The 14,742-nt window shown below is 45.3% G+C and carries 13 protein-coding genes; all 13 read left to right on the top strand.

Going from position 1 to position 14,742, the window contains the following annotated elements:
* The first annotated feature begins 204 nt into the window (after positions 1–204).
* The 13 genes from ESE_RS0109995 (at position 205) to ESE_RS0109935 (ending at position 14,645) form a co-directional block, all read left to right on the top strand.
* Complete coding sequence (locus ESE_RS0109995; protein ID WP_010374970.1) at positions 205–1,872, top strand: xylulokinase; 1,668 nt, start codon at positions 205–207, stop codon at positions 1,870–1,872.
* The gene (locus tag ESE_RS0109990) at positions 1,841–2,554 is read left to right on the top strand and encodes an L-ribulose-5-phosphate 4-epimerase (protein WP_010374969.1); all 714 of its coding nucleotides are present in this window, start codon (positions 1,841–1,843) and stop codon (positions 2,552–2,554) included. The genes ESE_RS0109995 and ESE_RS0109990 overlap by 32 nt, the downstream gene beginning before the upstream one ends.
* A gap of 33 nt (positions 2,555–2,587) precedes the next feature.
* A complete protein-coding gene (gene araA, locus ESE_RS0109985; protein ID WP_010374967.1) occupies positions 2,588–4,015 on the top strand; it encodes an L-arabinose isomerase in 1,428 nt (475 codons plus the stop codon).
* 419 nt (positions 4,016–4,434) lie between these two features.
* Complete coding sequence (locus ESE_RS0109980) at positions 4,435–5,283, top strand: aldo/keto reductase (RefSeq protein ID WP_010374966.1); 849 nt, start codon at positions 4,435–4,437, stop codon at positions 5,281–5,283.
* An 85-nt stretch (positions 5,284–5,368) separates the two neighbouring features.
* Complete coding sequence (locus ESE_RS11685) at positions 5,369–6,337, top strand: Fic family protein (RefSeq protein ID WP_010374965.1); 969 nt, start codon at positions 5,369–5,371, stop codon at positions 6,335–6,337.
* 456 nt (positions 6,338–6,793) lie between these two features.
* Positions 6,794–7,009 (top strand): hypothetical protein, encoded by a 216-nt coding sequence (locus ESE_RS0109970; RefSeq protein WP_010374964.1) that lies wholly within the window; start codon positions 6,794–6,796, stop codon positions 7,007–7,009.
* A gap of 23 nt (positions 7,010–7,032) precedes the next feature.
* Complete coding sequence (locus ESE_RS0109965) at positions 7,033–7,260, top strand: DUF2922 family protein (protein ID WP_010374963.1); 228 nt, start codon at positions 7,033–7,035, stop codon at positions 7,258–7,260.
* Between the two features lie 215 nt (positions 7,261–7,475).
* Entirely contained in the window at positions 7,476–8,549 is a 1,074-nt protein-coding gene (locus ESE_RS0109960) for an acyltransferase (RefSeq protein WP_010374962.1), read from the top strand.
* Positions 8,550–8,767: 218 nt separating this feature from the next.
* Positions 8,768–10,171 carry a sugar porter family MFS transporter gene (locus ESE_RS0109955; protein WP_010374961.1) on the top strand — a complete coding sequence of 468 codons (1,404 nt, stop codon included), beginning with the start codon at positions 8,768–8,770 and terminating at the stop codon, positions 10,169–10,171.
* A gap of 215 nt (positions 10,172–10,386) precedes the next feature.
* Positions 10,387–11,118 carry an amino acid ABC transporter ATP-binding protein gene (locus ESE_RS0109950; RefSeq protein ID WP_010374960.1) on the top strand — a complete coding sequence of 244 codons (732 nt, stop codon included), beginning with the start codon at positions 10,387–10,389 and terminating at the stop codon, positions 11,116–11,118.
* A gap of 17 nt (positions 11,119–11,135) precedes the next feature.
* Positions 11,136–12,599 carry an ABC transporter substrate-binding protein/permease gene (locus ESE_RS0109945; RefSeq protein WP_010374959.1) on the top strand — a complete coding sequence of 488 codons (1,464 nt, stop codon included), beginning with the start codon at positions 11,136–11,138 and terminating at the stop codon, positions 12,597–12,599.
* Between the two features lie 82 nt (positions 12,600–12,681).
* Positions 12,682–13,530: a metallophosphoesterase family protein gene (locus ESE_RS0109940; protein ID WP_010374958.1), complete on the top strand. Its 849-nt coding sequence runs from the start codon at positions 12,682–12,684 to the stop codon at positions 13,528–13,530.
* 53 nt (positions 13,531–13,583) lie between these two features.
* Positions 13,584–14,645: a GNAT family N-acetyltransferase gene (locus tag ESE_RS0109935; RefSeq protein ID WP_010374957.1), complete on the top strand. Its 1,062-nt coding sequence runs from the start codon at positions 13,584–13,586 to the stop codon at positions 14,643–14,645.
* Positions 14,646–14,742: the final 97 nt, after the last annotated feature.

Genomic DNA, 14,742 nt, shown 5'->3' with positions numbered 1-14,742 from the left:
TTTGTCCGGAATTAAAGAAATGCCCGAGAATAGGCGTTTTAAACGACTTAATCCGGACAACTAACGTGAATTAACTGTGATTTATATGTCCCAATTGTGAATTGTCCGAATTTGTTCTTGATTTGTACGGACAAGTGATTTAATATAATTCATGTAAACGATTACAAAACGCAAAATGATTCTCGTTTGAGGGGAAACGGAATAATGAATAAAGAACAAATTCAAAACGAAATTATGAACGGTCAAGCCGCTTTGGGAATTGAGTTCGGCTCAACTCGTATCAAGGCTGTCTTGGTTGCCACAGACTTCTCAACAATCGCTGTTGGAAGTCATGAATGGGAAAACAAGCTTGAAAATGGCGTGTGGACTTACTCACTAGAAGATATCTGGTCAGGTGTCCAAGATGCTTACCGCGATATGGCGGATCAAGTCAACATCGAATATGGCACAGTTATCCGTAACTTGTCATCAATTGGTTTCGCAGCGATGATGCACGGTTACATGGCCTTTGATAAGGGCGGCAACTTGTTGGTACCTTTCCGAACTTGGCGTAACGCCATCACGGGTCAGGCCGCTAGCCAATTGACAGAGTTGTTCGACTTTAACATTCCACAGCGTTGGAGCATCGCCCACTTGTTCCAAGCTATCTTGAACCAAGAGGCGCACGTGAAGGATATCGACTTCATGACGACGTTGGCTGGTTACGTGCACTGGCAAGTAACCGGTGAAAAGGTATTGGGTGTTGGGGATGCCTCAGGGGTCTTCCCAATCGATTCAAACACGGTCGATTATGACGAAGGCATGTTGAACAAGTTCAACGAGTTGAAGTCAGTCCAACAATATCACTGGACGTTACGCGACATCTTGCCAACGGTTAAGTCAGCTGGTGAAGAGGCCGGCCGCTTAACAGACGAGGGTGCTAAGTTGCTGGATCCAAGCGGTTTGCTGGTTGGTGGTGCGGTTGCCGCAGCACCTGAAGGAGACGCTGGTACAGGAATGGTTGCGACGAACTCAGTTAAGCAGCGTACGGCTAACGTGTCAGCTGGTACATCAGCCTTTGCCATGATCGTCTTGGAAAAGGCTTTGTCACAAGCCCACGAAGATATCGATATGGTGACGACGCCTGATGGTTCAGCAGTTGCCATGGTTCACGCCAATAACAGCTCATCAGAAATTAATGCTTGGGCTCGGATGTTTAAGCAATTCGCACAAGCTATTGGCGTTGAGTTGAGTGCCAATGACTTGTACGGTGCCTTGTTCCGTTCCGTTTTGGATGCCCGCCCAGACGCGGGTGGCTTGCTAAGCTACGGTTACCACTCAGGTGAAAACATCACGGGTGTTAACGAAGGTCGTCCGGTATTTGTCCGCACGCCAAATGCGGAATTCAACTTGCCTAACTTGATGCGCATGCACCTCTATTCAGCTTTCGGTGCCGTTAAGATTGGGTTGGACATCTTGAAGCAAGAAGATGTTGTGATGGACTCAGTTGTTGCCCAAGGTGGTATTTTCAACACACCAGTTGTTGGTCAAAAGATTTTGGCCGCAGTTATGGACGCCCCAGTGACGTTGATGACGAACGCTGGTGAAGGTGGCCCTTGGGGAATGGCAATCTTGTCACAATATGTGACGATGCGTGAAGCTGGTGAGTCATTGGCGGACTTCTTGGAGAACCGTGTCTTCGCGAACCAAGACAGTACAACGATGGCACCTGACCCAGTTGACGTCGCTGGTTTTGAAGAATTTATGGTCCGTTACAAGGACGGTATCGCGATCGAAAAGGCCGCCATTGATGCCATCTCGGACGAACCGGTAGTTGCAACAGTAGAGGAGGATGAAATTCATGTTGGAGAACTTGAAGCAGCGCGTGTATGAGGCAAACATGGCTTTGCCAAAGCACGATTTGATTAAGTTTACTTGGGGAAATGTTTCAGAAATTGATCGCGAAAGTGGTTTGTTCGTGATTAAGCCATCTGGGGTTGATTATGATGATTTGACGCCAGATGACATGGTTGTCGTTGATTTGGACGGGAATGTCGTTGAAGGAGATTTGAACCCTTCAAGCGACACGGACACACACCGTGTCTTGTACAAGGAATTCCCAGATATCGGTGGCATTGTGCACACGCACTCACCATGGGCTGTTTCATTTGCGCAAGCTGGCGTGGATATTCCAGCAGCTGGTACAACACACGCGGATACGTTCTACGGTGATATTCCAGCCACGTCATTAATGACGGAAGCTGAAATTAATGGGGCTTACGAGTTGGAGACGGGAAATGTCATTGTAAAGACGTTTGAAGACCGTTTCATCGACCCTAACGAAGTACCAGCGGTTCTGGTACAAGATCACGGCCCATTTGTTTGGGGACCAAATGCCGAGAAGGCGGTTTATAACTCAGTTGTGTTGGAGGAAGTTGCACAAATGGCCTACCACACCATGATGTTGAACCCACACAACGTGCACATGTCACAAACGTTGTTGGATAAGCACTACTTGCGTAAGCACGGTGCGAACGCCTATTACGGTCAAAAGAAGACAGAAGTTACTAACTAACATTCGGGAAATTACTTAAGGGGAATAATGATTATGTTTAACACTAACAACTACAAGTTCTGGTTTATCACGGGTTCACAATTCTTGTACGGACCTGAGACGTTGCAAGAAGTTGAATCAAACGCGAAGAAGATTGTCGATGGCTTGAATGAATCAGGTGTCTTGCCATACCCAGTTGAATTCAAGTTGGTGGCAACGACATCAGAAAACATTGCAGCTGCCATGAAGGAAGCTAACTTCGACGATTCAGTTGCCGGTGTAATTACGTGGATGCACACGTTCTCACCAGCTAAGAACTGGATCCGTGGTACGCAATTGTTGCAAAAGCCATTGTTGCACTTGGCAACGCAATTCTTGAACAACTTGCCTTACGACACGATTGACTTCGACTACATGAACACGAACCAATCAGCCCACGGTGACCGCGAGTACGCCTTCATCAACGCCCGTTTGGGTATCAACAACAAGATCATCTCAGGTCACTGGGCTGACCAAGAAGTGCAAGAAGCCGTTGCTAACTGGATGGACGTAGCAGTTGCCTACAACGAATCATTCAAGATTAAGGTTGTGACATTCGGTGATAAGATGCGTAACGTGGCTGTTACTGACGGTGACAAGGTTGAAGCACAAATCAAGTTCGGTTGGACGGTTGATTACTGGGCTGTTGGTGATTTGGTTGAGGCGGTTAATGCCGTTAACCCTGACGACATCGATGCTAAGTACGCTGAATTGGAAAAGGAATACGACTTCGTTATCGGCGACAATACACCAGAAAAGTTTGAGCACAACGTGAAGTACCAATTGCGTGAGTACTTCGGTATCAAGCACTTCATGGACAAGAATGGTTACACGGCCTTCACGACCAACTTCGAAGACTTGTTCGGTTTGGAGCAATTGCCAGGTTTGGCAGCACAATTGTTGATGGCTGAAGGTTACGGATTTGCTGGTGAAGGTGACTGGAAGACGGCTGCCTTGGTACGCTTGATGAAGATCATGGCCCACAACGAGTCAACGGTCTTCATGGAAGATTACACATTGGACTTCCGTAAGGGTCACGAAGCTATCTTGGGCTCACACATGTTGGAAGTTGACCCAACGATTGCTTCAGACAAGCCACGTGTTGAAGTTCACCCATTGGGAATCGGTGGTAAGGACGATCCTGCACGTTTGGTCTTCACTGGTATGGAAGGTGACGGAATCGACGCCACGATGGCCGACTACGGTAACGAGTTCAAGTTGATGTCATACGATGTAACTGGTAACAAGCCAGAAGCTGAAATGCCTCACTTGCCAGTGGCTAAGCAATTGTGGACGCCTAAGCAAGGTTTGAACAAGGGTGCTGTTGGTTGGATGTCAGTTGGTGGTGGTCACCACACGGTCTTGTCATTCAAGATTACAGCCGAGCAATTGCAAGACTTGTCAAACATGTTCAAGTTGACTTACGTTGACATCAAGGACTAATTAATTAAAAACAAACCCAAAACGTTTTAACTTAACAAATTAACGAACACTCTCAAAATACATCTCGAAAATAACTTAAAAATCTCAAAAGCAAAAGCGACGTCCCCAAAGGCGTCGCTTTTGTGTGTAGGTGGGAACCAACTGACCGGGGTCGTAGCCTCCGACAAAGCTCAAAATCGGCAACCGAATGGCGCGGACGCCATTCAGCGGGGCAAATAATTCCCCCTAAGTCCTCAAGGCCTGTGTGGACTTTACTGAATGACGCCGGCCATGCGGCATGTTGCCGAGTTTTGAGCGCTCCGGCTACAACCCCGGTCAGTTGTGGTAGCCAAGATGTGTTTAGCAGCGATGTATAAGTCATAGAAAAGTTATATTTGTGCGGACAAAATCGGGTAAAATGAATGGTGGAGGGATTTAACATGTCTGATTTAACAACAAAGGTAACCCTTGCTGATGGCCATGAGATGCTGTTGCAAGGACTTGGATTATATAAGGTCACAAGCCAAGCGGAGCTAGCTGGTGTCGTCCAGTCGGCCTGGGAAAGTGGTTATCGTCTATTTGATACGGCGCAGATGTACAAGAACGAGGGGATGCTGGGGGCTGCAATTAAGGAGCTCTCATTACCACGTGACGAGATGTTTGTGACGACAAAGGTCGCAGAAGCTAATCAAGGTTACGATGCAACGTTGGCCTCTGTGGAAGCCTCATTACGCGAACTAGATATGGACTACGTTGACTTGCTATTGGTTCACTGGCCATTACACCAACACTTCTTTGAGACGTGGCGTGCTTTTGAACGGTTGAAGGATGAAGGGTTAGTGAAGTCGATTGGTACGTCAAATTACGGCATGGTTCACTTGCAATATTTGTCAACCAAGGCCAATGAACAACCCGTGGTTAACCAAGTCGAGAACCACCCTCATTTGACGCAGGACGCCTTGTTGCAGTATCACCAAGATAATCACATTGTGACGCAAGCATGGGCGCCATTGGGCCGTGGATCAGTTTTGGCAGAGCCTGTGATTGTTGACATTGCAGCGAAGTACCAAAAGTCACCCGCGCAAGTTGTTTTGCGCTGGCACGTCCAACGTGGCACAAGCATTATTCCAAAGTCATCACGTCCTGAGCGTGTAGTTGAAAACGGTAATGTTTATGACTTCGCACTAACTGACGAAGAAATGGCGTTGATTACTGCCTTGAACAAGTTCGAGCGTATCAGCCAAGAACCAGAACAGGTTTACGAGCGTGGGGCTCAGTATCCACATTAAAGCAGTTGCATAATTAGTTTAAAAATCCCGAAAAGCGCTATTTTCGGGATTTATTGCTATCCAAACGAAAAAAGGGGTCATGGGTATGGCAAAGCATCAATTGTTGAATAAGTATAAATATCAACTTAATGAGGCAGTCGAGCGCCGAACCGTTGGCTTGGAGCGAGAATATCAACGACGCATCAACGATGAAGCGACAGTTGTTACAAATCTATCCCCAAAGCTGTTTAATCAAAGCGAGTTAGGCGGTTCAGCAGATCCTCTTTTTATGGTGATGACTCAGCAAATAAAACAGTTACGCGCAGGAATTGCTCAAAATTCCTTGCAACTCACGATTTTAAAACAGGCATTGTCAGATGACGAACGAAGCCATTTAGTGAAACGGTTGGTGGTTGATGAAATTATATATACCAATGCAATTGAGGACGTATCAGTTGATGCAACCGCGTTGGAGGCGGTGGTTAATAATCCGGTGAAGCGGGTAACTGCACGATTGTCGGGTAGTGCGAGACGGTATCTGGCTGTATCCAACCGTGCCCCACTCGAAATTGCCAAGTTGTTAGATTTCAGAGTGATTTATGATGATCTGTTAGAAAATGAAATTGGCAATGCTGATTTACCAGACGGTCGATTATTTCGTGACAGGGAAGTCAGAATCGGTACACCATTTGAAACGACTCACGAACCACCAAAAACAGAAATAGAAATTAATGAAGTCCTTGAGGCAGTGATTTCATTTAGAAATACGTTGTCTGTGGACCCGGTTTTTAAGGCGATTATTACGCATTTTATGTTTGAGAATACTCATCCATTTAATGACGGCAATGGTCGGTTTGGACGATACTTACTCGCTAGTGATCTAGCACAGTCCTTGGATGAATTAACCGGCTTATCTATATCTACCGAGATTTCAAAAAATGTGCGCAAGTACTATAAAGCGTTTCAAGAAGCAAGCAGACCGAGTAATCGGGCTGAAGCAACGCTATTTGTGCAAGAGATGCTGGCAATAATCATTGCTGCACAACAGCGGATGATTGCATACTTGAATAACTAATAAAACTGTAGGCAGACTCTCTGAGGGTCTGCCTTTTTCGTGCTCAATCTCAAGTTAAACGAATCAAATTAAGAACATCTCGGCTGCTGGCGTGGTGGGTGGGGTGTGACGTAGTGATTATAAGGGGTGAACTCACAAGTTCGGCCGACCACCGGTTAGATAAGGCGAGCAGACCCTAACCCTTAGCGCAATTAGTTGGGAGCTAGCCGGTGCTCGTGCCGGCGGAGTTTACCCCTTATAATCTTTGGCGAAGTCACGCCCCACCCACCATGCCTCGGCGCGAAGCGGCGACTTGCAATGAACAATAAAACGACCCGCCAAAAATAAATTCAACGACTTTGCGACATTTTGCGCCCCTCGTTTCGTTAGTATAGGTGTCAGCAAATAAAGCTGATAACTCAGAACGAGTCGAAGTGGCCACGGGTACTCAAAATCAAAATACGGAGGACAGCAAAAATGTCAGAAAACCAAGTAATGGAAGTTGTTAAGGTACGTTTCACGGGAAATCACCCCGCCAACGACAAGATGATCACTCGGACGTTCTACGTCAAGCCAGGGACGGCGGAGGCGCAATTGCGTCAGTTCGCCAAGGTTGTCGAGGTATTGGGTGTGGAACCAGCTGTGACGGAAATCAAGGTCGTCGCCGCCAAGAACGTGCCGGTTGTTGCGTAATTCAAAACGAGGAGGAAATTAACATGAAGACATTAGATTTGGTATTTGCAGCTAAGAACACGGACAAGCCAGGGGCTAAGGCACACTGGAAGTTGAAGGATGTTGATGAGAATTTGGCACCGGCCGCGGTTGAGCAAGCCATGCGTGACTTGGCCAGCTTTGACTTCCTGGTCGACGCTAAGGGCGTGCAACGCTTTGGTGACCCAATCGGTGCAGCTTATGTCGTAACCCAGAAAGAATTGTTGTTTTAAACTAATTAGATAAGTGAGGCTACGCCCTGTTGTTTATCAATCTTAAATGATAAACAACAGGGCGTTTATATTTGGTTAGCAATTAATAAGAAAAATTTTAGTTGATATTTAAAAGCATCTTTAAATCACAAAGTATTATCGTCCTTCTTTTGTTCAAAAAATAATCATCTTATTTCTTTAGACTTTTAAACTAAAAGAGTGTGGAGGAAAGGATTTTGAGAAGAGAATATGGTGTTGATTTAGCGAGAATAGTGGCCATTTTTATGGTTTTTTTGATTCACAATCTTTGGAACGGTGGCGTTCTGGAGGAGACATACAAATCAAGAGCTTTTTTTAGCATGTGGTATATTGAAAATTTAGGGATTGTTGCAGTTAATATGTTTGCGATGATTACAGGATATTTAATGGCCACAAGAAAAATTAATTATGAGCGATTATTTAATGTAGTTGTTCAAACAATGTTTTGGTCTATCTTTATTGTATTTGCGTGCATTCCATTTGTAGAAAAAATTACATTGGGAAACATTTTGGAAAATGTTTTATCAATTTTTTCTGTGAGATATTGGTATGTTAACGCGTACATTGGAATGTTGTTAATGGCGCCGTTTCTTAATAAGGGGATGCAGCATTTGTCGGAGTTATACTTGACTAAATTGATTGTTGGCTTCCTAATTGTTGCATGTACGTTAGGATACGTTGATGGTTGGTTTTTATTGAGTGGTTACTCTAGCTTTTGGTTAGCCATAATGTATATGGTTGGTGGATACCTAAAAATATATAAACCGCTCCAAAAAATACAAACGAAATATTTGATGACTTTGTTTTTTGTGATGCCGGTTGCGTATTTAGTTGGTGAATTTTACGTTTCAGAGATGGGCTATGGCCCGTTAAGGATAATAAGCTATAATTCCCCATGGGTGTTTGTGCAAAGTGTTGCCCTGTTTGAATCAATAAGACGTTTTAAATTGCCTGATTCGAAAGGACGATTTGTGGCGGGATTAGGTTCATTGACTTTTGGTGCGTATATTATCAATGGATCTTATCTTTATGACTTATTAAAAAATCAACTGGAGTGGGTTAAGTCTTACAATCCTGTACAGCAATTATTATGGGTTTTAGGGATAACGACGATAATGTTCTTAGGAGCTTTGGTGATGGAATTTACCAGAATGCAATTATTTAAACGATGTGGGATAGATAAACTTATCCATAGTGTATTCGTTGGAATTGAAAACAGATTCCATAAATTAGTTATCTTGTTTGTTCGTCAGAGAGATGCTGAACTGTGATCTGTCGTTGCGAAAAGCTGATTGTCCACTATTCTAGACGAATTTCAAACGGTCATCCAGAAGTGGATGACCGTTTTTTGACCATTTGCGACTAAATATAGCAGAATAAGTGAATTCGCTTGCAAGCGCTTTCAAAATGAGTGTTATAGTTGATGTAGAGGTTGGTTGTATCGATAAATTAACTTATTTATTTTATATTAGTTCAGGAGAACGGAAACATGACAAATGAGAAAAAGTCACTTTCAACAAGTCTGATTTATTTCTTTGGTGCCTTGGGTGGATTGCTTTTCGGTTATGACACAGGTGTTATTTCAGGAGCTATTCTTTTCATCGAGAAGCAATTGAATTTGGGTTCATGGCAACAAGGATGGGTAGTGTCAGCGGTTTTGCTGGGAGCTATCATCGGAGCAGCTATTATTGGACCTTCATCAGATAAGTACGGTCGTCGTAAGTTGTTGATGGTCTCATCACTTATCTTTATCGTTGGTGCGTTGGGATCAGCCGTCGCTCATAACTTTGAGTTGTTGGTTGCCTCACGTATCGTTTTGGGAATCGCCGTTGGTGGTGCATCAGCGTTGATCCCAACTTACCTGTCAGAATTGGCACCCGCCGACAAGCGTGGTGGAATCGGAACCATGTTCCAATTGATGATCATGACCGGTATCTTGTTGGCCTACATTTCTAACTACGCGTTGTCAGGCTTTGACCTTGGTTGGCGTTGGATGTTGGGATTGGCCGCTGTACCATCAATTTTGATGTTCTTTGGTGGTATCGCATTGCCAGAGTCACCACGTTACTTGGTTCGTAAGGGTCAAGAAGACGAAGCTTTGGCTGTTTTGACAAAGTTGCAAGACAACTCAGAAGCCGCTAAGGATGAATTGGCTGACATTAAGTTGCAAGCATCAATGGCTAACGGTGGTTTCAAGGAATTGTTTGGTTTGATGGCCCGTCCGGTCTTGGTAATGGCCATGGGATTGGCAATCTTCCAACAAGTCATGGGATGTAACACGGTTTTGTACTATGCCCCAACAATCTTTACTGATGTTGGTTTTGGTGTCAGTGCCGCTTTGATTGCCCACATTGGAATTGGTGTCTTTAACGTTATCGTGACATGGGTTGCCATGAAGATGATGGACAAGGTTGACCGTAAGAAGATGTTGATCTGGGGTGCTTGGGGAATGGGTATTTCACTCTTCATCATGTCATTCTCAATGCACTTCTCAGGTCAATCACAAGCCGCAGCTTACATCTGCGCGATTGCATTGACGATTTACATCGCTTTCTTCTCAGCAACTTGGGGACCAGTTATGTGGGTGATGATCGGTGAGTCCTTCCCATTGAACATTCGTGGTTTGGGTAACTCATTCGGAGCCGTTGTTAACTGGGGTGCCAACGCCATTGTTTCATTGACGTTCCCACCATTGTTGAACTACTTCGGTACGGGTTCATTGTTCATCGGTTATGCCGTGCTATGTATCGCAGCCATCTGGTTCGTCAAGCACTTCACGATTGAGACGCGTAACCAAACGTTGGAGCAAATCGAAGCTGACTTGCGTTCACGTGCCCACGCAAAGGGTTGGCGCGAAGACGAAGCAAACATTACAGAACACATTGCACGCTAAGTGTTGTGCAAAGAGAGAGCTTAAGGCCCGCTATTCAATTAGCGGGCCTTTTTTCTGTATACAAAAAACTTTTTTGAAACCTGTAATCGTTGTAATGACGGCATTTGCACCCGTTTTCGCCTGTGATAAATATACAAAAACAAAGAAAGTTATTGCATAAAATTACACAACTTGGTAATATCTATTCATCGAGTACGAAACAAAGGAGTAGCAAGATGGCGATTATAACGATTAAGAATTTACACAAAGCGTATGGGGATAAAACCATCTTGCGCAGTATCAACGCAACGGTTGAAGAGGGTGATGTTATTGCCTTGTTGGGACCTTCTGGAACTGGTAAGTCAACATTGCTACGTGGGTTGAATATGTTAGACCGACCAACGTCTGGGGAAGTTATTTTTGAAGGGCAAGATATTACGCAAGCCTCAGAAAGTGAATTAGATAAGATTCGCCAGGATATGGGGATGGTATTCCAGAGCTTTAATTTGTTCCCAAATATGTCGGTGATTGAGAACGTCAAAATCGCTTTGGTTAAGGTCAAGGGCGTGGCGGATGCTGAAGCAACACAGACGGCTGAAAAGTTTTTGACGAAGGTTGGCTTGGCCGACAAAGCGACGGCATATCCAGCATCCTTGTCTGGTGGTCAACAACAACGTGTGGCGATTGCCCGTGCGTTGGCGATGAACCCAAAGATTATGTTGTTTGACGAACCAACCTCAGCGTTGGATCCAGAAATGGTTGGCGAAGTATTGAAGACGATGCGTGAATTAGCACAGGAAGGCATGACGATGTTGGTCGTTACGCACGAAATGGGCTTTGCACGTGAAGTGGCATCAAAGATTTGGTTTATGGCCGATGGTGACATGGCCCAATATGATGACCCAGAGGCGTTCTTTGAGCACCCGGATTCAGAACGGGCGCAAAGCTTCTTAGCGAAGATGTTGTAAAAAATGAGGGTTATTATATGCAAAAATGGGTAACGAAAATCATGGCCGCGGTCATGACAATGATGATGTTGGTCGGAATGGTCGCACCAGCGAGTGCTGCGCAAACCGATCCCGTCCTATCGAAAATTGAAAAAAGTGGCAAGCTGGTTGTTGGTACGTCAGCTGATTATGCGCCATACGAGTTCCACACGACCGTTAATGGTAAAGATAAGATTGTCGGGTTTGATATTTCGGTTGCCAATGAAATCGCCAAGCGTTTGGGCGTGAAGTTGGTCATTCAAGAAATGAGTTTCGATGCGTTGTTGGGGGCCGTAAAGACGGGTAAGGTTGATATGGTTGTGGCCGGGATGACGGCAACGCCTGAACGTGAACAAGAAGCATCGTTTTCAGAACCATACTTCGTTGATAAGAACGTAGTGATGACGCTGAAGAAGAACGCTAACAAGTTGACGAATCTAAACGATTTGAAGAAGGCCACATTGGCGGCGCAATTGTCATCGATTCAAGAAGATGCTGCTAAGCAAGTAGATGCGAAGAAGGTTGTGTCATTGAAGAAGGTTAACGATGCCGTGACCCAGTTGACACAAGACAAGGTTGATGGTGTCGTCGTACCGGATACGACGGCTGATAGTTACTTGGGTGAGAGTACACAATTTGCGGTTGCAAAGGCCGCTTTGCCAGGTGAAACGAATGGTTCTTCAGTCGTGATGGCCAAGAATGCGACTGTGCTGCAAAGTAAGGTTAATAACATCTTGGAAAAGCATGTTATCGGTGCCCCATTGGATAAGTGGCGCGATGAAGCAGTTGCACTGATGAACCACAAGGAATCATTCTTTGAAAAGTACTACCCTTACTTTGTTAAGGGAACGATTAATACGGTTGGCTTGGCTGTGATTGGTGTGTTCTTCGGAATTGTTTTGGGTATTTTGTTGGCGTTGATGAAGCTTTCAAGCGTTAAGCCATTAAAGTGGTTTGCGGTTGCCTACATCGAAGCTGTTCGTGGTGTGCCATTGTTGATTCAAGTATTCATTGTGTACTTCGGTACGCAAGTCATTGGTTTGAACGTTTCAAGTTTCATGGCCGGTGCCATTGCAATGTTCTTGAACTCCGCAGCCTATGTTGCTGAAATTATTCGTTCAGGAATTCAAGCTGTACCCGCTGGGCAAACAGAAGCTGCGCGTTCGCTAGGCTTCACGAAGATGCAAACCATGCGTTACATGGTGTTGCCACAAGCAATCAAGAATATCTTGCCAGCTTTGGGTAATGAATTTGTGACGGTTATCAAGGAAGGTTCAGTGGTTTCCGTTATCGGTGTTGGTGAGTTGACATTCCAGACGTCAGTTGTGCAAGGTGCGTCATTCAAGCCGTTCATTCCGTTGATTATTTCGGCAGCAATTTACTTCATTTTGACATTTGGTATTAGTCGTTTGTTGGGTCGCTTCGAGAAGAAGATGCAACAATCAGATCGTAAGTTAATCTAATGTAACACCACAGTTCCTTTTTCAGGGAATTGTGGTGTTTTTCGATTTACAATGAAACTTAATTAACGGGAGGTGACGAGTGATGAAAAAAGTAGCAGTTTTGTCGGATGTGCATGGTAATGTGACGGCGCTTGCGGCAGCCATTGCAGATGCACAAGCGGCGGGAGCAGATGAATACTGGTTCTTAGGGGACTTGTTCATGCCGGGACCAGGCGCACACGACATCGTTGACATGTTGCGTAAGATTAATGTCACAGTTTGGCTCCGTGGTAACTGGGATGATTTCCTATTTGCAGCATTGGAGCGGACTGTTGACTATAATAAGCCAACGCGTGTCTACACGGCGCGTTTGGCCGCTTACGTGATGCAAAACATGCCACGTGAGGACTACGACTTCATCATGGCGTTGCCGGTTGCGGATACCCATAACGTAGAGGATTTAACCTTTACGCTATCGCACAATTTGCCACAGAAGAATTCTGGACATGAATTGTTACCAATGAGCGATCAGTATTATTTCGACGCCTTGTTCATGGGGCGTGATGCGGACGTGGCGATTTATGGGCACACGCACCAAATGATTTACCGTACGGCATCGGATGGGCGCGCCATCTTAAACCCAGGTTCGGTCGGCAGTCCGTTCTCGTTGAAACGTAAGATGCGTCAGAACCGCGATGCCCGTTACCTAATGTTGACGGTCGATGGCACCCACTTCGCCTCAGATTTCCGTTCAATTCCCTATGACCAAGCGACCGAGATGCAGCTGGCTACAGAACGCAATTTGCCATACTTAGAGTTGTACCAAAACTTGGTCTATGAAGGCTTGGGGTACGTCCACGATGCCGGGACCGTTGGGGATGTGAACCGGCGCTTTGGTTATGTGCAAGAAACCAAAGAATTACTTAGCGAGTTACGACAGGTATATCGTTAGGCATCTGCGGTATAATTGAAGTACTGAATATTGACGATAGGAGGGCGTGCCAAATGGATGCGACGCGCTATACAGATTTTGAACAATTAGTCCGCATGTTAAATGACGCGGAAATCGTGCCAATCGTGTCGGGTGGCTTTGCTCTCGAAATTTTGTCGGGGTACGACTTAGATAGTAAGATTGCCCCATTAATTATTGAAGATGACTTTTTAGATGATGAACCATTAATTGATTCCATCATGCGTGCGGCCAAATTTGAACGGCTTGATGTGCCTGAATTGGTATACAGCAATTTTGATAATACGCTGTCAGTGGCTTACATGCCCCAAAGTGCAGTGGAACCGTTGATTGGTCATAAATTACCAGGCCAATTTATCTTTACACACACTGAACCAGAGTTCCGCGTGTTGACGACGTATGACCTGTATAACTTATTTGGTCATTTGATTGGTGATCCGGATCGCAGTGAGAAATTACGTCATGGTGATGCACAAAAGTTGCGTTTCATGAAGCAATTGGGTTACATTTTTGACCGTTTCCCAATGCGCCAGATGAATGCAACGCACCCATTGATTGACGTGCATTTTGAGTTCCTGACGGACAAGGACTTTGATAAGGTTGATCAGGTGATTCGCAAAGCATTCGACGATGCGAATTACAGTACCGGCGAGGAAGAAAAGTTAGTCCGACGGTTGCGTGCAGGCCAACCATTCGGTAAGCGACCAATTGAAATCGTGGCGAAGCGTGGGGATGAAGTCCTGGGGTACGTGATGGTTTCGGGTGCGACTGTGTCTGATAATCGCACGGGTTCATCGATTGGTGTTGTCGGCCCAGTTGTCGTCGACCCATTGTACCGGGGCCGTGGAATTGGTTGGCGTTTGACGCAAAACGCCGAAATTGCCGCGCGTTACGATGGCTATGGTGTCTTGGCGGCGATTGGTTGGCCAGGCTACTGGAACCAATTCGGCTATATCCGCTCATCAGAGTTTGGGGTTACGCCAGCCTTTGAAATTACGCCTGAATTCTTCATGGTGAAGGAACTTTATCCATCTGCTTTGTTGCGGACGAATGGTATTCTCCGCTTCCCTGATGAATGGCAATACGATCAAGAATAGTTTTAGATGAGAGACTGACGGAGATGTTGGTCTCTTTTTTCGCATAATCCACAAGTTTTCAAGACAATTGGACAATATTTATCCGGTACGATAACAG

Origin of the sequence: Weissella cibaria KACC 11862, assembly GCF_000193635.1 — a bacterium.
Lineage (GTDB): Bacteria > Bacillota > Bacilli > Lactobacillales > Lactobacillaceae > Weissella > Weissella cibaria.
The sequence above is the reverse complement of the archived record's forward strand: the minus strand, read 5'-3'. Positions and strand labels throughout refer to the sequence as shown.